This window comes from Saccharopolyspora soli (assembly GCF_022678645.1).
Classification (GTDB): Bacteria; Actinomycetota; Actinomycetes; order Mycobacteriales; family Pseudonocardiaceae; genus Saccharopolyspora; species Saccharopolyspora soli.
Genome location: NZ_JALBWV010000089.1, coordinates 1 through 19,701, shown reverse-complemented (window position 1 = coordinate 19,701; position 19,701 = coordinate 1). Strand labels below are relative to the sequence as shown.

Below are 19,701 nucleotides of genomic sequence, written 5' to 3'. Positions count from 1 at the left end.
AGGGCAGATCGGGCTGTTCGACCAATTCGTTACGCATGTTCACGGCAGGGACGATGGGGGGTCAGCGGGGTTGCGCGGCCGGAATTCCACGCGTAGACGGGGAAGTGACATGCCGTCCAAGACCGGAGGATCACCATGCCCACTGTCGCCGACCAGTTCATCGAGGTGCTCGTGCAGGCCGGGGTCCAGCGGATCTACGGCATCGTCGGAGACAGCCTCAACCCGGTGGTCGACGCCGTACGCCGCACCGAGGGAATCGAATGGGTGCACGTGCGCCACGAGGAGGCCGCCGCCTTCGCGGCCGGTGCCGAAGCGCAGCTGACCGGGCGGCTGGCGGTGTGCGCGGGCAGTTGCGGTCCGGGCAACCTGCACCTGATCAACGGCCTGTTCGACGCGCACCGCAGCGGAGCGCCGGTGCTGGCGCTCGCGTCGCACATCCCAACCGCGCAGATCGGTACCGGTTTCTTCCAGGAAACGCACCCCGAGGAACTGTTCAACGAGTGCAGTCATTTCTGCGAGCTGTTGTCGCAGCCCGAGCAGATGCCACGGCTGCTGCGCACCGCGATCCAGACCGCGGCTGGCCGTCGTGGAGTTTCGGTGCTGGTGCTGCCGGGCGACGTCGCGCACCGGACGGCGGCGCACCCCGTCGGCAGCGGGATCGTCGAATGCGAGCCGCCGACCGTGGTGCCGTCGCACGAGCAGGTGATGGCGCTGGCGGACAAGCTCAACCGCGCCGAGCGGCCGATGCTGTTCTGCGGGGCCGGAACCCGGAACGCGCACCAGGAAGTCATGGACCTGGCGAAGCGGGTGAACGCCCCGGTCGGGCATGCCTTGCGAGGCAAGGAATGGATCCAGTACGACAATCCCTTCGACGTCGGGATGAGCGGTCTGCTCGGCTACGGCGCCTGCTACGACGCGATGCACCGCGCGGACCTCGTCGTGCTGCTCGGCACCGACTTCCCGTACGACAACTTCCTGCCGCAGGCCAACACCGTGCAGGTCGACATCGAACCAGCCCACCTGGGGCGGCGCACCGTGCTGGACCTGGCCGTGCACGGCGACGTCGCGGAGACCATTCGCGCTGTCCTGCCGCATGTTTCGCAGAAAACGGACCGGTCCTTCTTGGACCGGATGTTGCGCGAGCACGCCGGTCAGTTGGAGCGCGTCGTCGACGCCTACACGCGTGATGTGCAGACCCAGGTGCCCATCCATCCCGAGTTCGTCGCCGACGTGCTCGACGACCTCGCCGCCGACGACGCGGTGTTCACAGTGGACACCGGGATGTGCAACGTCTGGGCCGCCCGCTACATCACCCCCAACCAACGGCGCCGGGTGCTCGGATCTTTCGTGCACGGTTCGATGGCCAATGCGTTGCCGCAGGCCATCGGGGTGCAGACGGCCGCGCCGGACCGCCAGGTCATCTCGATGTCCGGGGACGGCGGGCTGTCCATGTTGCTCGGTGACCTGCTGACCCTGCGCACCCACCAGCTGCCGGTGAAGGTCGTGGTGTTCAACAACTCCTCGCTGGGCATGGTGAAGTTGGAGATGCTGGTCGACGGATTGCCCGACTTCGGCACCGATCACGAGAGCGTCGACTTCGCCGCACTCGCGGCCGCCGCCGGGATCTACTCGGTCCGGGTGGAAAAACCCGGTGCGGTGCGCGACGCGCTGGCCGAGGCGTTGCGCCGACCGGGTCCAGCGCTGGTGGATGTCGTGACCGATCCCAATGCGCTGTCGATCCCGCCGCGGATCACCGGTGACCAGGTGAAGGGCTTCGCGCTCGCGGTCAGCCGCACCGTCCTCTCCGGCGGGGTGGGCAAGATGATCCAGTTGGCCCGCAGCAACCTGCGCAACGTGCCGCGGCCCTGAGCAGCGGGCGGAACTTCGTTCCCCCGGCCGGAAGTGCCGTTCAGGGGTGCGCGAGCTTTGCCCGACGCCCACCGCGTCCGTCCCAACCCGCGAGTTCCTACTTGGTCTTGGTCTGGGAAATCGTGCGGCTTTGGAATATCCTGGCGTGCCGAACAGCGCCGCGACGTGGACCTGCGGTCGACACGACGCGTGCTGACCACCTGGGCAGACCGTCCGGGCAAACCGTTCAGGCGTGTGCTTGCCGGTGTTTCGGCCGGTGCGCGCGGCGGCGGAGCGTACGGTGCGGTCGGGACTTGCCCGATCTGCTTTCGGATTTGCTTGCCTGCCACCACAGCAGGAGTCCGGAGCCGAACAGCACGGCCCACAGCAGCACCGAAATCGCAATCAGGACATACAACTGTAAACACCCCGCTCGTCGGCGAAGCGCGCTCGCCCACCGCACAGCATCCGCCGGAATATGCCATCCGACCAGATGTCGTAAGGGTGATGGGGTGGTGACGCAGCGTGGACATCCGTGGAGGATGGGATCATGACAGTGAGTCCCACCGTGCGTCGTCGTCGCCTCGCCGCCGAGTTACGCCGGCTGCGGGCGCAAGCGGAAGTCACCCAGCAGCAGGCGGCCAGCCACCTTGGCTGCACGCAAGCGAAAATCGGGCGGTTCGAAACCGCGAAACGGTCCCCTTCGGTCGGTGATGTCTCGGCATTGCTGGATTTCTACGGAGTGGACGGAGCCGAACGGGATCAGCTGATCAACCTGGCGCGGGACGCCCGCAAGCGAGGTTGGTGGCATTCCTACAGCGATGTCCTTCCGGAATGGTACGAGACCTACGTCGGCTTGGAGGCCGAAGCCTCTTCGATCCACACCTACGAGTCCGAGGCCATTCCTGGACTGCTCCAAACACGCGAATATGCGTATGCGCTTACTAAATCGACACTCATTCGGGCGGACGATTCGGAAATAACCCGAAGGGTCGACTTGCGGATACAGCGCCAGCAACGAGTTGTCGGACCGAACCCGTTGGAGTTGTGGGCGGTGGTCGGGGAAGCCGCATTGCGCCGCTGCGTCGGAGGTAACGGCGTGCTGCGCCGACAACTGGAACACGTGCTAAAACTGGTCGAGTTGCCGCACGTGACGTTGCAGGTGATGCCACTGGATGCGGGGGCGCATCCAGCCCAGGCCGGACCGTTCGTCATCCTGCGCTACTCGAATCACATTGACCCCGATGTGGTTTATTTGGAAACCCATGTGGGCGGGCTTTACCTCGAAAGGGAGATCGAGCTGTCCAACTACGTCCTGATGATGGACCATTTACGAGCGCATGCGGTAGATCCGGAAGGTTCCATTCAACTCATACAAGAACGCATAGGAGAGCTGTAGATGGCAAACATCACCGACTGGCGCACGAGCACTCGCACCCAGGGGCAGGGCCAGTGCGTCGAGGTCGGCTTCGGAGCAGATTGCGTCGGAGTTCGCGACACCAAGAACCGAGCCGCTGGGCACATCACCGTCGCCCCGCAACGCTGGCACGATTTCGTCCGCGGTCTCAAACACGGCTGCTTCGACTCCTGACCATCAGTGGCTCCGCTCGACCGAGCGGAGCCACCAATCCCCGGTGAACCCGCCGCGCTGCCGAGCCGGGATCGCGGACCCCGGACCTCAGATGTCGCCTCGCTGACCGGAAATCCGCGTGGTCAGCGTTGTTCCAGGAACGGCGCGAGCAGCCCCGGCACCGCCTTTTCCGCCAGCTCCAGGCCGACTTCGGTGTTGACGTCGTGCACCTCGTAGAGGCTGCCCCCGGCAGCCGTCGTGGCGCCGACGCTCACCAGCTTCGAGCGTCGCTGGAACACCGTCCGGGTGATCCGCCAACCGATGATCGCGCTGCGTTCCAAGGCGACCGTGCGCCGCATCCCACTGCCGGACCGGGCGATCAGATAGCGATCGGTGATCTCGTGGCCGAGGTTGCGGTAGGCGTCCACCGCGAATCCGAGGGCCGCCAGGACAGCCACCACCCCCGCGATGACCGACACCGCGGGCGGCACCCAACCGACCGCCGCCACTACCACCGCCGCGACCACGACCGGCGTCGCCGATACGAGCCCCCAAGTCAGCCTTCGCCGCAGTGCGGCGTGCGGGTGTCGGCGTAGTGCGACATCGGTGGGCGACTGCGGTTCGCGCAGCACCGCTGTCGCCACCCGCTGGGCCTCGGCGCGGGGCGCGGGCGGCAGCAGTGTTTTGTTGTCCGGCTGGTGTTCTTCCTTCTTCTGGTTCAGTCCCGTTGCGACGGCGTTGAGCCGGGCGCCACCAGCCCAGCGCAGCAGCAGCGGTTCGGCCAGCTCGACACCGCGCAGGCGGCGTTCCTCAAGCGACACCGATCGGGCGGTGAGCAGGCCGCGCTTCACCCGCAGCGTGTCGCCCCGCTCCCGGGTCAACCGGAAGCCCCACCACATCTCCACGGACAGCGCGACGGCCCCGACCACGCCGACGACCAGGACGATGGCGAGCCCGATCGCGACGACCGCGACCAGCGACGTCGACACGACGATGTCGGCGATGGCGTCGTAGACGCCGACGGCCTGCAGCAGTTCGCTGAACGAGCCGATCGCCGAGCCGATCGCGCCCCAGACGATCAGCGCCAGCGACAGGGTCAGCGCGGAGTAGCGGAACCACTTGGGATCGAGCCGGGCGAGCGTGCTGTCATCGCCCGCCTCGGGGGTCGCGGTGGCGGTGTCCGCAGTGGACGAATCGCCGAAGAGCAGTTCCTGGCGCAGGAATTCGGCGTGGTGCCGGGCGATCGCGTCGAGCTTGAGCTCGCTGCTGTCGCCCGCCTGACCACCGGTGCCGACCTTGACCGTGGTGACCTGGAACAGCCGGTGGCTCGGATCCGCGGTGAGGTCCACGCTGCGGATCCGGTCGCGCGGGATCCAGCGGTGGCTGCGGGTCAGGTTGCCCCGGCGCAGTTCGAAGCGCTCCTCGGTGATCCGGTACCAGGTGAACCACCAGTCGATCGCGGCCAACGCGGCGATCACCAAACCGACGCCCGCCCAGATCGACACGGTGATGAGCAGGGCCACCGCCCCGACACCGGAGATCAGCATGACCGCCGCGGTCGGCAGCAGTGGCGCCATCACCAGAGTCGTGATGGCCGCGATCGTCTTCGGGTCCAAGCGGTGCCACTGCCCGTCGATGACGGTGCTCATGACTGGTCCGCCTCTCCGCGATTCACAGTTGTGGTGCGTCCAGCACGAATCTCGCGTTTCGTGGTTTCTTGTGGCTGGCTTGCGTCACGGTCCCCTGAGGTGCGGTTGAGGAGGACTGGGGTTGACACAGCGCTACTCATGTCGCATCTCCCGGAGTTGCCTGGGTGGTGGCCGTCAGCTGCTCGACCACCGCCACCGCGACCTCCCGGTCCAGGCCGTCGATCGTCAGCGGACCCGCGGCGGAGGCAGTGGTTACGGTGACGCTGGACAGGTTGAACAACTGCTGCAACGGGCCCCGCACGGTGTCCACGGTCTGGATGCGCGACATCGGCGCGATGCGCCACTCCTGGCGCAACCACCCGGCGGCCGTGTAGACGGCGTCCTCGGTGGTTTCCCACCGGTGCACCCGGTACCGCCACTGCGGCATCACCAGCACGTAGGGCACTGCGAGTACGGCGACCACGACGAACGCGAGCACCAGCCAGAACCGCGCGGGCGGGATGAACAGCGCCGTCACCGCCAACGCGATCAGCGGTGGCAGGACCAGCACCAAGGCTTGTGTCGTCCACCAGCCGATCGCGCGGCGTTCGACGCGGTTGCGCGGTGGCCGCAGCCGGAGTCCGGCGGAGTCCGCGTTGGGTTGGGTGGCCACGATCGGCCCCTCTCTTTCTCGCCTCGTTGAAGCCATTGTCGCAACGCTGGTAAACCTGCAGCTGAACTGGTGATCGCCCGAGCCCGTCACAAGTAGCGGAGTTGTGGCCACAGCTGCGCCCAGGTCCAGGAGCCCTGCTTGCCGGTGCACAGCCAGATCGGGACACCACCGGCCTGCACCTGCCGAACATCGGCGAACAGCCGTCGCGCGTCCGTTGGTTCCGAGCCGACGTACAGCACGGAGTCGATCTGCTCGGTCGGCGGCTCGAAGTAGCCGTAACCGCGGTGCGGACTGTAGACGCTCGGCAACGGGTGCTGTTCGCCACCTACTTCGAGCATCGCGGCCAGGATGTAGCTGTCGCCGATGACCGCGGTGTGCTCCTGCTGTTCCGGTGGCAGTGCGGCGAAGGCGGCCGAGGTCTCGCGGGCCAGCGAGTCGGCCGTCGGCACCCCGAACGTCGGAGTGAGCATTGTGGACAGCCAGAGCATGAATCCGGCCGCCGCCGCCGACAACGCGTAGAGCGGCCAAGCCGTCCAGCCCCAGCGGGACGGCCTGGATTCCCGGCGACGCTGCAACCCGACGACACCGGCGGCCATCACCACACCGTAAAGACCGAGCAGGTAGTAGGGGCGGGCGGCCGTGAGGACGAAGAAGCCGTACAGCAGCACGGTCGTCACAGCGAAGAACCGGTACGAGCGCAGCTCGGCAGAGCGCACCAGCCGCCACAGTCCGATCAGGAACAGCGTGGTACCCACAACCCCGGCGTAGAGCACGAGGCTCACCGCCGTGCCGCTGCGACCGCCGGAGAGCAGTGGTGACTCGCTGGCCACGACCGCACCCATCTTCAGCTGCGGCCAGCCGTTGAGCGCCTGCCACAGCAGCGTCGGCAGGGCGATGACCGCCGCGATGCCGACCCCGCCCCAGAACATCGGGCGGCGCAGGATGTCCCGCGGTCCGACCGCGAGCACGCTGATCAGCAACGCCACGCACAGGATCGCGACCTGGAACTTCGTCTGCATGGTTATGCCGAGGACCACGCCGAAAAGCAGCAGTAATCGATCGTTCGGCCGCCCCAGGTCGCGCAAGCGCACCCAGCGCACCAGCAGACAGGTCAGCACCAGCCACAACGGTGGTTCGAAGGTGTACGGGGCGACCCAGTGGCCGACCAGCGCGGTCCACAGCCCGGTCGCACCGGCTCCGGCGGCCAGCACCTGGGCCCGCCGGTCACCGCCGAACTCGCGGGCCAGCAACGCGGTCAGCACGGCCACCGCGGCGGTCGCCAGCACTGCGGGCAGCCGCAGCACCAGCAACGATCCGGGCGCGATCCAGCCCATCGCCCCGGCGATCAGCGGCACCAGCGGTGGCTGGTCGACGTACCCCCAGTCCAGGTGGTACTTCCCGGCGGCGAGCATGTACACCTCGTCGATCCAGTAGCCACCGAACGGGCTGAACGCCAACTGCGCGATCGCGACGAGAGCGGCGATGGTGAACACCGGCCACTTCGCCAGTGGCCACAAGTCGGGTTTGGTCGGTGCTGATGGCTGCGGGCTGAACACTGCCGAGCTCATCGTTTCCCCCAGGTGTCGGATGGAATGTAGGTCCATTCAAGCCGGGATGATCGACCCGCCAACACTGCGCTTCGTAGCGCATCGGCCAACCGAAAGTTGTGAGCGCCTAGGCCGGGTGCAACTTTCGTCTAGTGCTGACCTGCCGGGCGGAGGTATCTCGGCTGTTCAGCGCGGCTGGTTGACTACCGTGTTCCACGTGAAGCGCCCGCTGTGGCGGCTGCTGTGGGACTCCAAGCGGGAGGCCGCCTTCGACGTGGCCCTCGTCATCGGGTTGCACTTGCTGGGCCGCGTATTAGGAGTCCTCTTCCCCACGGACACCCCACCGGAGGCGTACGCCTGGGTCGGCGGGCTGTGGGTGAACGACGTGCTGATGACCGGCCTGAACGTGGCCCTGCTGGCCCGACGGCGCTTCCCGGTGGTGCTGATGGCGGTCGTCGCGGTGCTGTCGGTCGCGCAGGCGCTGCTGATCGAGTTCGGGCCCGGACCGCTGCTGGAGGTCAACCAGACCGGTGACCCGTGGGTCCCCGGCCTGACGATGTGGGTGATCTACGCGGCAGTGGTGTACACCCGTGGCCGGACCTGGCGGTTCTTCGCCTGGGACCTGATCAGCATCGTCGCCTTGGTCGCGGTCCGGCCGTGGGAGGAGCCGGGTGGGGACACGATTGTCAACGGCATCGTGTGGACCATCCTGCCCGCCATCCTGGGGCTGTACGTCGGCGCGCGGCGCCGCTTGGTGGGCGCGTTGCGGGAGCGCGCCGAGCGCGCCGAACACGAGCAGGAGTTGCTGGCCGAACAGGCGCGGGCGGACGAGCGGACCCGGCTGGCCACCGAAATGCACGACGTCGTCACGCACCGGGTGAGCCTGATGGTGCTGCAGGCCGGAGCGCTGGGCGTGGCGGCCGAGGACCCGGAGATCCGGCGGGCCGCCGAGGAACTGCGCACCAGCGGTTGCGAGGCGCTGGAGGAGCTGCGGGACCTCATCGGCGTGCTGCGGCGCGGCTCGGCGGAACCGGACGTCCCCGAAGCGCCCCCGCCGACCGAGGTTCCGGACCTGGCCGAGCTGATCGGGCAGTCCGAGTCGGTCGGGGTACCGGTCGAGTTCACTGTGGACGGTGATCCGGCGATGGTCTCCTCGGCGGTCGGCCGGACCGCCTACCGCGTGGTGCAGGAGGCGTTGACCAACGTCCACAAGCACGCGTTCGGCGCCAGCGTGAGCGTGCACGTGGTCTACAGCGACGACCGGTTGCGGCTGGTCATCCGCAACACCGAGCCGCCCACCCGGGCGGCAGCGGATCTGGCCAGCAGCGGATCGGGTTCGGGCCTGCTGGGGCTGCAACAGCGGGTCGAGCTGGTCGGTGGCACGTTCCACGCCGGGGCCGGTGCCGACGGCGGTTTCGAGGTCGATGTGATACTGCCCGCGTACGTGCCGACGGGGGAGGCGGTCGCCGATGAGTGATCCGATCCGGGTCGTCGTCGTGGACGACGAGCCGATGGTCTGCGCGCATCTGCGCACCATCCTCGGCTCGGCCGACGACATCGAGGTGGTCGACGACGCGCAGGACGGCGCGGCGGCGGTCGAGTGCGTGGTGCGGCACCGGCCGCACGTGGTGCTGATGGACCTGCGAATGCCCGGTGTGGACGGACTGACCGGCATCGAGCGGATCTGCAAGTTGCCCGACCCGCCCGCGGTGGTCGCGCTGACCACCTTCGACGCCGACAAGTACGTGCTGCGGGCGTTGCGGGCCGGGGCGGCCGGATTCCTGGTGAAGTCGACGCCGCCGGAGGACCTGATCGGGCTGGTGCGGGTCGCCGCCGACGGGCACACGGTGCTCTCCCAGCAGGCGAAGAAGCGGTTGCTGGCGGCGTCCGCCGACGAGCAGAGCACCCGGCAGCGGGCGGTGGAACTGGTGCGGGACCTCACCGACCGCGAGATCGAGGTGCTGACCTGCCTGGGGCAGGGGTTGTCGAACGCGCAGATCGCCGAGCGCCTCTACCTGTCCGAAGCGACGGTGAAGAGCTACGTGTCGCGCATGCTGGTCAAGCTGTCCTGCTCGAACCGGTTGCAGGCCGGACTGCTCGCCTACGACGCCGGACTGGTGCCCAGATAGCCCCGTTGACCTGCGGTTCGGCGGCGTTAGGCCGACAGGTTGAATGATCAATCGGGGCAAGCTGCGCCGATTGGCTCTGGAATATTCCACCGGAGATTAGGTACACCAGATACGGCACGTTCATCTCGGGGCGGTCGGGGCCCTTTGGACGTGCCTGCCGTCGGTTCGGGGATCGATGGCGCAAACCGGTCGGAGGGGTCCGGCCGCGGTTGGAGGTGTCCCCGGTGCAATCGGGGTGCGCCGGGGACACTTCCGAGGTTCGCGACGTACCAGGCCCGTTCGACGCGCCACGGCGAATTTCCGCGTGCAGCAAGGAAAAAGTGCTTCGCTGCTTGGCTGGTGGACGCGCCTCCCTACCGATTATGTCCGACTTCCGATCTGCTCAAAGTGCTTGTCGTACTGGTTAAAACGGCAAATTCAGATGCTTCCCGGCAGGTGCGCGCGCCGATATCGTGCGATCAAGTTCGTCGCTGTGCGTGACCGCCCGGGGGAAGGCAGGCCGCCGGGTGCCGACGTGCAGCGACCCTTGGACGACAAGGAGAAGCACGATGGTCGATGCCCCACGTCGCCTGGCCCGGCTCGCCGGAGTCGCCGCGATCGCCGTCGCCGCCTTAACCACGGCATCCGTCGCGCATGCGCAGCCGTCGGATGTCACCCCGAACATCGTCGGCGGCCAAGACGCCGACATCGCGGACCACCCCTTCACCGTCGCCCTGGTGACCCCGGACGGGCAGCAGTTCTGCGGTGGCTCGCTGGTGGCCGCGGACAAGGTCCTCACCGCCGCGCACTGCACCGTCGGCCAGCAGGCCGCCGACATCAACGTGGTCAGCGGTCGCACGGTGATGAGTTCCCAGGACGGCACCGTTTCAGAGGTGACCAACATCTGGGTGCACCCCGAATATACCGACGCCGCACAGGGATTCGACGTCTCGGTGCTCACCTTGGCCGCGCCGGTGCAGGAGGCGCCGATCGAGTTGGCCACGGCCGACGATCCGGGCTACGCGCCGGACACCCAGGCCACCATCCTGGGCTGGGGCAACACCTCCGAGAACGGCCAGCAGTCGGACAACCTGCAAATGGCCACCGTGCCGGTGACTTCCGACGAGACCTGCTCGGGCGCGTACGCCGAGTACAACCCGGACGCGATGGTGTGCGCCGGGCTGCCGGAGGGCGGGGTGGACACCTGCCAGGGCGACTCGGGCGGACCGATGGTCGTGAACAACAAGCTGATCGGCGTGACGTCGTGGGGCGAGGGCTGTGCCCGGCCCGGCAAGCCCGGTGTGTACGCCCGCGTCGGCTCGTACCACGACGTGATCACCGAGCAGATCGGTTCGTGACGCACTGACCCCCGTCCATTGCCTGCGGGCTGAACGGCGGAGACGAGAAGTGGAGGCCGTGGGTGGCATTGCCGCCCACGGCCTTTCCAATGCGTCGTGCAGCTTGCCGTGCGACGGTGTCGTGAGTGGCTACGGCCGCTCTGGCGGCCACAACCACTCACGACCCCTGGTCGGACCGTGGACGGTTCTTGCGCAGCCACACCGTCAGAGCCAGGTCCGGATCGACGTGCTCGGTGAAATCAGCTGCGGGAGAGGTGGATTCGGCGATGTCGATGGCCAGCACGGCAGCGGCGATCTCATCGGTGTGCGCGAGCAGCGCCTCGCGCAGCTCCCCCTCGGCCTGCCAGCGCAGCACGATCCGGTCCACCACGTCGAGTCCGGCCTGCTTGCGGCAGTCCTGCACGAAGCGGATGGCCTCGCGGGCCAGCCCGGCCCGCTTGAGCTCAGGGGTGATCGTGGTGTCCAGCGCGATGGTCACCTCGCGCTGCGATTCCACCACCCAGCCGGTGCGGGGCACTTCGCTGATGGTCACGTCATCACTGGTGATCCGCTCCGGCTGCCCGTCCAGCACGACGGTGCCGCTCCCGGCCGAGCGCAATTCCCGCGCCAGTGCGGCCGGATCCGCGGCGCTGACCGCGGCCGCCGCCCGTTGGGTGCGGTTGCCGAACCGCTTGCCCAAGGAGCGGAAGTTAGGCTTCACCGACACGTCCAGCACTTCGCCCTCCTCGGCGGAGCTGCCGAGCGGGTCGATGCGGCGCACGTTGAGCTCGTCGGCGAGGTCGGCGAGCAGTTCCGGCGGCAGCGCAGCGCTGACCAGCGCCCGGCCGAGCGGCTGCCGGACCTTGATGCCGCTGCGCTTGCGCGCGGCGCGACCGGCCTCGGCGAGCTGCCGCTCGGTGTCCACTTGGGACAGCAGCGCGCTGTCGACCAGCCCGAACTCGGGGAGCGGCCAGGTGGCCAGGTGCACCGATTCCGCGGAATCCGGTGCACCTGGCCGGATTACGTCCTGCCACACCTGCTCGGTGATGAACGGCACGAACGGCGCGAGCAGCCTGGTGAGCACGTCGAGGCAGTCGTAGAGCGTGCCCAGCGCGTTGATGTCGCCGTCCCAGAACCGCTGCCGCGAGCGGCGGACGTACCAGTTCGACAGGTCGTCGACGAACTCGGCCAGGGCTCGCCCGGCAGCCCCGGTGTCGTAGTCCTCCAGCCGCGCGTCCACCTGCTCGGCGAGCCGGTTGACCTCCGCGAGCACCCAGCGGTCCAGGATCGGGCGCTGCGCGGGCGGATCCGCGTCGGACGGGATCCAGTCGACGAGCGCGGCGTAGCGGCTGAAGAACGACGCGGTGTTCCAGTACGTCATGAGCACCTTGCGGACGATCTCGCGCAGCGGCGCGTGCCCGACCCGTCGATCCGACCAGGGCGAACCAGTGACCAGCATGAACCACCGCAGGGCGTCGGCGCCGTGCGACTCCATCAGCGGCAGCGGCTCCAGCACGTTTCCGAGGTGCTTGCTCATCTTGCGGCCGTCCTCGGCCACGATGTGCCCCAGGCACACGACGTTCTCGTACGCGGAGCGGTCGAACAGCAGTGTTCCGACCGCCATCAGGGTGTAGAACCAGCCGCGCGTCTGGTCGATCGCTTCGCAGATGTACTGCGCCGGATAGCTCTTCGCCAGTTCCGCGACACTTCCTTGGGCGTGCGGATAGCCGAGCTGCGCGAAGGGCATCGAGCCCGAGTCGAACCACGCGTCGATCACCTCGGGCACCCGAGCGGCGGGGTGTCCGCAGGTCGGGCAGGGGAATTCGAGTTCGTCGAGGTAGGGCCGGTGCGGGTCGAGGTCGGGGCGGTCCTGGCCGGTCAACTCGCCGAGTTCGGCGCGCGAGCCGATCGCGGTCACGTGACCTTCGGCGCAGCGCCACAGCGGCAGCGGCGTGCCCCAGTACCGGGTTCGCGACAGCGCCCAGTCGACGTTGTTGTCCAGCCAGTCCCCGTACCGACCGTGCTTGACGTGCTCCGGGTACCAGTTGGTGCGCTCGTTCTCCCGTTGCAGCGCCTCGCGAATCGCGGTGGTCCGGATGTACCAGGACAGCTGCGCGTAGTACATCAGCGGCGTGTGGCAGCGCCAGCAGTGCGGGTACGGGTGCTCGAACGTGCTGTACCGCAACACCAGATCGCGATGTTGCAGGTCCTCGATCAGCACCTCGTCGGCGTCCTTGAAGAACATCCCACCGACCAGCGGCACATCGTCGAGGAACCGGCCGTCCCGGCCGATCGGGTTCACCACGGGCAGGTCGTTGTCCCGGCCGACGGCCAAGTCGTCGGCGCCGAAAGCCGGTGCCTGGTGCACCAAACCGGTGCCGTCGGTGGTGGACACGTATTCGGCGAGCACCACGCGGTGCGCGTTCGGGATGTCGACCAGGTCGAACGGCCGCTGGTACCGCAGCCCGGCCAACTCGGTGCCCGGCAGCGTCGCCAGCACCTCGCCGTGCGTGCCCAACACCGCGTCGACCAGCGGTTCGGCCACCACGAAGGTGCCCTGCACGGTTCGCACCACGGCGTAGTCGACCGCCGGGTGCACCGCGACCGCGGTGTTGGACACCAGCGTCCAAGGCGTGGTCGTCCAGACCAGCAGATCGACATTCTGTTGTCCGGCGACCGGACCGGCGACCGGGAACCGCACGAAGAGCGATGGATCGTGGACGTTTTCGTAGCCCTGCGCCACCTCGTGGTCGGACAGCGTGGTGCCGTCCCGCGGGCAGTACGGGGCCACCCGGTAGTCCTCGACGAGCAGGCCAGCGGTGAAGATCTGCTTCAGCGCCCACCACACGCTGTCGATGTAGTCCGCCGACATCGTCCAGTAGGCCGCGGACAGGTCGATCCAGTAACCCATCCGCCTCGTCACCGCTTCGAACGCGCCGACGTAGCGCTGCACCGACTCGCGGCAGCGCGCGTTGAACTCGGCGATGCCGAACCGCTCGATGTCCGGTTTGCCGTTGAGGCCCAACTCCTGCTCGACGGCCAACTCCACGGGCAGGCCGTGGCAGTCCCAACCGGCCCGGCGCGGCACGGAGCAGCCCTTCATCGTCTTGAACCGGGGGAAGACGTCCTTGAACGCCCGCGCTTCGACGTGGTGCGTACCGGGCAGCCCGTTGGCCGTCGGCGGGCCTTCGTAGAACACCCAGCGCGGACCGTTGGCGGTCTGGGCGAGGCTGCGCTCGAACACCTCGCGGGCGCGCCACCAGTCGATGATGTCCCGTTCCATGGCTGGCAGGTCGATCGTCGGCGCGACCGGCCGGAACGGCGTACCGGACTGCTCCATCCCCATATGCTCACACCTCCGCCGCGCGCGGACCTGATGAGGACTGCTTCGAGAGCAGGAGCCGGGGAGTTACTGCCGCCGCCTGGTTCTGGTATCCCCGACATCACGCATGCCGCCGCGAGACGACCGCAGCGGTGCAAGCTGAAGCAGATCTTAGTGGAGGTGCGATGTCGTTGCCGGTGGTTTCCGACGAGGTCCGGCAGGCCGTTTCCGACGGTCGACCGGTCGTGGCGCTGGAGTCGACGATCATCACCCACGGGCTGCCGCGACCGACAAACGGCGAGGTGGCGCGGACCGCCGAACAGCAGATCCGGGATGCCGGGGCGGTGCCCGCGACGATCGGTGTCGTGGACGGGGTCGCCGTGGTGGGCCTCGCCGAAGCGCAGCTCGACCGGCTGGCCAGCGACAGCGGCGCGGTGAAGGCAAGCGTGCGCGACCTGCCGATCGCCGCGGCCAAGCGGGTCAACGCGGGTACCACCGTCGCGGCGACGTCGTTTCTGGCGCACCGCGCGGGAATCCGGGTGTTCGCCACCGGCGGCATCGGTGGGGTGCACCACGGGGCGGCGACCAGCTTCGACGAATCGGCCGATCTGGTGACCTTGGCGGCAACTCCGCTGGTGGTGGTCAGCGCCGGGGTGAAGTCCATTTTGGATGTCGCCGCCACGCTGGAACGCCTGGAGACGCTCAACATCCCGGTGCTCGGCTACCGGACGCTGCGCTTTCCGGGGTTCTACGTGGCCGATTCCGGCCATGCGATCGAGCATTCCGCCGATACGCCCGAGGCCGTCGCGGACGTGGTGACCGCGCGGGACGCGTTGGGCCTGCGTTCGGCGGTGCTGGTGGCCAATCCGGTGCCAGCGGCCGAGCAGTTGGACTCGCAACTGCACGAGCGGGCGCTGGCCGAGGCGTGGCAGCAGGCTCGGGAACGGGGTGTCGGCGGTCACGAGATCACGCCCTTCCTGCTCGACCACATCCGGACTGCGACCGAGGGACAGAGCCTGGCGGTCAACATCGCGGTCTACCGGAACAACATCGCGCTGGCGATCGACATCGCCAGCGCCCTTGCCGCGGCCTAGGATGCGGGTTTTGCGCTGGTCAGATGGTATGCGCCGGAGTACTCGCGGGGCTGGGCAAGGGAATCGGCCCAGCGGTGCGGTGGCTTCGGCGGACGAGCTGCGCGCACCCGGCGCTCCCGCTGTACTGTTCAGTAGGTCGTGCAGGGGCGAGCGCGGCAACGGAGCAGGAGGAAATTCGGCGTGAAGGCGGAACCGGCCACCGCTGAGCAGGCGGGCAGTGGGCAGAGCGTGGTCAAGTCCGCTGACCGCGCGCTGGTGATCCTGGAGTTGCTCTCCCGCGGTCGGCACCGGCTCAGCGACATCGCCGAGACGCTCCGGTTGCCGCTGTCCAGCGTGCACGGGCTGCTCGGCACCCTGGTGCACCGCGGGTTCGCCGAGTTCGACCAGACCACCCGGACCTACGGGCTGGGGCTGAAGGCGTGGACGGTCGGGCAGGGCTACACCGGGCACCGCGACATCGTGGGCTTGGCGCTGCCGCTGATGGAGCACCTCGCGCAGGAGACCGGCGAGACGGTGCAGCTGTCCCGGCTGGACGGCATTGAGAACGTCTACATCGCCATCGCCGAGTCGCCGCAGCCGATGAAGCTGGTGTCCGCGGTCGGCATGCGGCTGCCCGCGCACGCGGTGGGGCTGGGCAAGGCGCTGCTGGCCGGGCTGTCGGACGACGAGTTGGTGCGCCGCTACCGCGACGTGGAGCTGGAGCGCTTCACCGAGAACACGGTGAGCGAGTTCGCCGAACTGCTGGCCGAGATCGGGCAGACCCGGTCCCGCGGCTACGCCGTCGATGACGAGGAGTACATCATCGGCTGCCGCTGCGTGGCGATGCCGATTCGCGACCACTCCGGCGAGGTCGTCGCCGCCATGTCGGTCTCGGCGCCAACACCCCGTTGCGGCCCGAACTGGACCGACGAGACCCGCGGACCACTGTCCGTTGTGGTCGCATCAGTCGAGCAGCAACTCCGCCGCTGACAGTTGGGTGTTTTATCCTTCTTGGTCTTGTTTTCGAAGCAGGGCAGCCGATGCACCGCGACGCAAAACGAGTCAAATACTCGTGACTCACCAGCCGAACTGGATTGAGCGTTTGGCCAGGCCACGCCAGAAGCCGTCGATCGTGGTGTGCTGCTGGTTTAGGTCCGGCCCGGCTGCGCCCAGCGTCACGAACAGCGGCGCGAAGTGGTCGGGACGCGGGTGCGCGAGGCGACTCGCCGGGGCCCTGTGCTCGAAATCGAGCAGCGCATCGATGTCGCCCGCTTCCAGCGCCCGCCTGCCCCAGTCGTCGAACTCCATCGACCAGCTCGGGGTGCTCTTGGCGACCAGAGCGGCGAGGTTGTGGGTGAAGAAGCCGCTGCCCACGATGAGCACACCCTCCTCGCGCAACGGTTGCAGAACCGTGCCGAGGTGCATCAGGCGCTCCGGTTGCAGACTCGGCATGGAGAGCTGCAGCACCGGTATGTCGGCGTCGGGGTACATCTCCGCCAGCGGCACGTAGACGCCGCGGTCGAAGCCGCGCGCCGGGCTGTCCTCGACCGCGGTCCCCGAATCGCGCAGCAGGTCGTGGACGGCCGTGGCGATTTCCGGGGCACCCGGCGCGGTGTACTTGACCGAGTAGAAGCGATCGGGGAAACCCATGAAGTCGTGCACGAGCGGCGCGGGCACGGTCGCGCCGAGCGTCAACGGCGCGTGTTCCCAGTGCGCTGAAACGATCAGGATCGCCTTGGGGTGGTGCAGATCGCGGGACCAGTCAGCGAGTTGACCTGGCCACACGGGGTCGTCGGCGAGTGCTGGAAAGCCGTGGCTGAGGTAGATGGTGGGCATCCGGCTGGACGGCGCATCGACCATCGCGTCCTCCCGGTTCGAGGTTGCCCCGCAAACGGTAGTGGCTGGTTCGAGTTCGGGGAACCAGACGTGACGAAGCAGGCGGTAACCGTCGACAACGGCCGTCTACCAGGCCGTTCAGGAGTGCGGTCACGTGCGGTTGGGACCGGTCGCGGGTACTTGACGGACACCGGACCACCTGGTCAAATTTCATGAGAATGAACTCTGTTCACCCATGTGAAGTTCTTGTGTTGAGGGGATCCGATGCGCGCACTGGTGTTCCACGGTCCTGGATCGATCGCGGTCGAGGAGCGCCCGGACCCGGCACCCGGTCCAGGGGAGGTGCTGCTGGAGATCATCGCGACCGGGATCTGCGGCTCCGACGTGCACGGCTTCACCGGCGACAACGGGCGGCGGCACCCGAACCAGGTGATGGGGCACGAGACCGTCGCACGGGTGCGTGGCGGCGACCTGGCCGCCGGGATGTCGGTCGGCGACGTCGTCACGGTGAACCCGGTGATCGGCTGCGAGCACTGCCCGACCTGCGCGGCGGGCGAGGAGCAGGCATGCCCGAAGAGGCGGGTGATCGGCGTGGACCCGGCGATCAGTTCGGCCTTCGCGGATCTCATGGTCGTGCCGACCCGCAACGTGGTCCCGTTGCCCGCCGGGGTTCCCGAGGAGCACGGCGCACTCGTCGAACCCCTGGCGGTCGGCTTCCACGCCGCCCGGCGCGGCCGGTGCAGCAGCGCGGACGCAGTGCTGGTGCTCGGCGGCGGACCGATCGGCCAGGCGTGCGTGCTCGCCGCGCAGCGGCTGGGTGCGGAGCGGATCGTGGTCAGCGAGCCCGACCGGCAGCGGGCGGCGCTGGTCGCGGCCCTCGGTGCCCGGTTGGTCACCCCGAGCACGGTCGGCACCGAAGTGGAGCAGTTCCTCGGGGCCGAACCGACGTTGGTGCTCGACGCGGTCGGTTCGTCGGCCACCCTGACCGCCGCGCTGACGGTGGCCGCTCGGGCCGCTCGCGTGGTGCTGGTGGGCATGAACGAACCCACTGTGACGCTGCCCGCCTACGAGGTCAGCACGTCGGAGCGTGAGCTGATCGGCGCTTTCTGCTACAACCGCGAGGATTTCGCGAGCACGGCGGCCTGGATCGCCGAGGCGGGGACGCTGCTGGACCCGCTCATCAACAGCCGCGTCGGCTGGTCCGGCGCACCCGGTGCGTTCCGCGACCTGGCCGCCGGTACGGCACACGCCAGCAAGATCCTCGTCCTACCAGCCAAGTCATGAACCCTTGCTTTCACCGCAGGTTTCGATGGAAGGTCTTGGAGACTGTCCGTGTACTCGTCTTGGTTGGCGGTGCGGGTAGCGGAACCTCAGACGCCGTCTCGCTGTGGGATCCCTGACATCATGTATGTCCGATACACCACGTCGGGGCAGTCCTCGCAGAGAACGCCAGTGGGCACAGTCTGAGAACCCGCGGCGGTGCAAGTGCCGTACATGGGCTAAGCGGCTTCGCCGCTTCAAGAACAAGACGAAGACGAGAGTTGGGCAGCTGAATCGCGCTGGTCCAGGGGTGTGCCGCACCTCACCCGGCCCGTACCAGCAAGACGCACATTTCGAGGAGTGAGATGAAGTTTCTCAGGTTGGGTCCGTTCGGGGCGGAGCGACCGCACGTGGCCGACGATGCGGGCCGGGTGTTCGATCTGAGCCCGATCACGGCCGACATCGACGCCGAGTTCCTCAGCGGCGACGGCATCCAGCGGGCTCGCGCCGCGCTCGCCGCCGGTGAGCTCCCGGCGGTCGACGACGCCGGTGACGGCACCGGTCTGCGGGTCGGTGCGCCGATCGCCCGGCCGATGGCCGTGCTGTGCATCGGCCAGAACTACGTCGCGCACGCCGCCGAGTCCGGTTCGGCTCCGCCGGAGGTGCCGATCCTGTTCTTCAAGCACCCGAACACGGTCGTCGGGCCGTACGACGAGGTGTTGATCCCGCGCGGCTCCGAGCAGACCGACTGGGAGGTGGAGCTGGGCGTGGTGATCAGCCGCCGGGCCCGGTACCTGGACAGCGCCGAGCAGGCACTGGAGTGCATCGCCGGATTCGTGGTGTCCAACGACGTTTCCGAGCGGGCCTTCCAGAAGGAGCAGTCCGGCGGGCAGTGGTCCAAGGGCAAGTGCTGCGAGACGTTCAACCCGGTCGGTCCGTGGCTGGTCCCGGCCGACGAGATCGCCGATCCGCAGGCGTTGCGGTTGCAGTCCTGGGTCAACGGCGAGCCACGGCAGGACTCCAACACCGCGGACATGATCTTCGGTGTGGCGGAGATCATCCGGGACCTCTCGCAGTACCTGGTGCTGGAGCCGGGCGACCTGGTCAACACCGGAACGCCGGAAGGCGTCGCGATGTCCGGGCGGTTCCCCTACCTGGCCGCCGGTGACGTGCTGGAGATGGAGATCGCGGGTCTCGGCCGCCAGCGCCAGCAACTCAAGTCGGCCTGATCGACGAAAGCGGCCCGGCACCGAAGATCTCGGTGCCGGGCCGCTTTTCGCGTTGGTGGCGGCGGATTCCCGCAGATCAGGTGTCGTGAGTGCCCAGCCGGGCGCCAGCCCGGTTACGCACTCACGACCAACGCGGTGGGGGGGCCCGCCCCCCCCCGGGGGGGCCCCCCCGGGGGCCGCCCCCCCCCCCCCCCCCCCCCCCCCCCCCCCCGGGCCCCCGGGCCCCCGGGGGGGGGGGGGGGGGGGGGGGGGGGGGGGGCGGCCCCCCCC

General features: G+C 68.4%; 15 protein-coding genes. 10 read left to right on the top strand and 5 right to left on the bottom strand.

Annotation, left to right across the window (positions count from 1 at the left end; translation table 11 throughout):
* Positions 1-135: 135 nt before the first annotated feature.
* The 3 genes from MOQ72_RS39520 (at position 136) to MOQ72_RS39510 (ending at position 3,439) form a co-directional block, all read left to right on the top strand.
* Positions 136-1,869: a pyruvate dehydrogenase gene (locus tag MOQ72_RS39520; RefSeq protein WP_242191095.1), complete on the top strand. Its 1,734-nt coding sequence runs from the start codon at positions 136-138 to the stop codon at positions 1,867-1,869.
* Between the two features lie 529 nt (positions 1,870-2,398).
* Positions 2,399-3,247, top strand: coding sequence for a helix-turn-helix domain-containing protein (locus MOQ72_RS39515; protein WP_242191094.1), 849 nt, complete (start codon positions 2,399-2,401; stop codon positions 3,245-3,247).
* On the top strand, positions 3,248-3,439 hold the full coding sequence (locus MOQ72_RS39510; protein ID WP_242191093.1) for a DUF397 domain-containing protein: 192 nt from the start codon (positions 3,248-3,250) through the stop codon (positions 3,437-3,439). It abuts the gene before it with no gap.
* Positions 3,440-3,561: 122 nt separating this feature from the next.
* On the opposite strand, the gene MOQ72_RS39505 is transcribed toward MOQ72_RS39510, so the two are convergent.
* From MOQ72_RS39505 to MOQ72_RS39495, 3 genes are all read right to left on the bottom strand, one after another.
* Positions 3,562-5,067, bottom strand: a complete 1,506-nt coding sequence (locus tag MOQ72_RS39505) for a PH domain-containing protein (RefSeq protein ID WP_242191092.1) — start codon at positions 5,065-5,067, stop codon at positions 3,562-3,564.
* A gap of 136 nt (positions 5,068-5,203) precedes the next feature.
* A complete protein-coding gene (locus MOQ72_RS39500; RefSeq protein WP_277955360.1) occupies positions 5,204-5,755 on the bottom strand; it encodes a PH domain-containing protein in 552 nt (183 codons plus the stop codon).
* Between the two features lie 50 nt (positions 5,756-5,805).
* Entirely contained in the window at positions 5,806-7,287 is a 1,482-nt protein-coding gene (locus tag MOQ72_RS39495; protein ID WP_242191090.1) for a glycosyltransferase family 39 protein, read from the bottom strand.
* Positions 7,288-7,483: 196 nt separating this feature from the next.
* Between MOQ72_RS39495 and MOQ72_RS39490 the strand changes: the two genes are divergently transcribed.
* The 3 genes from MOQ72_RS39490 to MOQ72_RS39480 all read left to right on the top strand — a co-directional run bounded on the left by MOQ72_RS39490 (position 7,484) and on the right by MOQ72_RS39480 (position 10,732).
* On the top strand, positions 7,484-8,743 hold the full coding sequence (locus tag MOQ72_RS39490; RefSeq protein WP_242191089.1) for a sensor histidine kinase: 1,260 nt from the start codon (positions 7,484-7,486) through the stop codon (positions 8,741-8,743).
* The gene (locus MOQ72_RS39485; protein ID WP_242191088.1) at positions 8,736-9,395 is read left to right on the top strand and encodes a response regulator; all 660 of its coding nucleotides are present in this window, start codon (positions 8,736-8,738) and stop codon (positions 9,393-9,395) included. Before MOQ72_RS39490 ends, MOQ72_RS39485 begins: the two co-directional genes overlap by 8 nt.
* A 548-nt stretch (positions 9,396-9,943) precedes the next feature.
* The gene (locus MOQ72_RS39480) at positions 9,944-10,732 is read left to right on the top strand and encodes a S1 family peptidase (RefSeq protein ID WP_242191087.1); all 789 of its coding nucleotides are present in this window, start codon (positions 9,944-9,946) and stop codon (positions 10,730-10,732) included.
* Between the two features lie 157 nt (positions 10,733-10,889).
* Here the strand turns inward: MOQ72_RS39480 and ileS are convergent, their stop codons facing one another.
* The gene (gene ileS / locus MOQ72_RS39475; RefSeq protein ID WP_242191086.1) at positions 10,890-14,057 is read right to left on the bottom strand and encodes an isoleucine--tRNA ligase; all 3,168 of its coding nucleotides are present in this window, start codon (positions 14,055-14,057) and stop codon (positions 10,890-10,892) included.
* A gap of 161 nt (positions 14,058-14,218) precedes the next feature.
* Between ileS and MOQ72_RS39470 the strand changes: the two genes are divergently transcribed.
* Positions 14,219-15,127, top strand: coding sequence for a pseudouridine-5'-phosphate glycosidase (locus MOQ72_RS39470; protein ID WP_242191085.1), 909 nt, complete (start codon positions 14,219-14,221; stop codon positions 15,125-15,127).
* A 180-nt stretch (positions 15,128-15,307) separates the two neighbouring features.
* Complete coding sequence (locus tag MOQ72_RS45455) at positions 15,308-16,096, top strand: IclR family transcriptional regulator (protein ID WP_242191084.1); 789 nt, start codon at positions 15,308-15,310, stop codon at positions 16,094-16,096.
* A gap of 87 nt (positions 16,097-16,183) precedes the next feature.
* Here MOQ72_RS45455 and MOQ72_RS39460 read toward each other — a convergent pair whose 3' ends face one another.
* The gene (locus MOQ72_RS39460) at positions 16,184-16,966 is read right to left on the bottom strand and encodes a dioxygenase family protein (protein ID WP_242191083.1); all 783 of its coding nucleotides are present in this window, start codon (positions 16,964-16,966) and stop codon (positions 16,184-16,186) included.
* Between the two features lie 240 nt (positions 16,967-17,206).
* Here MOQ72_RS39460 and MOQ72_RS39455 point away from each other — a divergent pair, with 240 nt between their 5' ends.
* The gene (locus MOQ72_RS39455; protein ID WP_242191082.1) at positions 17,207-18,226 is read left to right on the top strand and encodes a zinc-dependent alcohol dehydrogenase; all 1,020 of its coding nucleotides are present in this window, start codon (positions 17,207-17,209) and stop codon (positions 18,224-18,226) included.
* Positions 18,227-18,567: 341 nt separating this feature from the next.
* Entirely contained in the window at positions 18,568-19,431 is an 864-nt protein-coding gene (locus MOQ72_RS39450; RefSeq protein ID WP_242191081.1) for a fumarylacetoacetate hydrolase family protein, read from the top strand.
* Positions 19,432-19,701 lie beyond the last annotated feature (270 nt).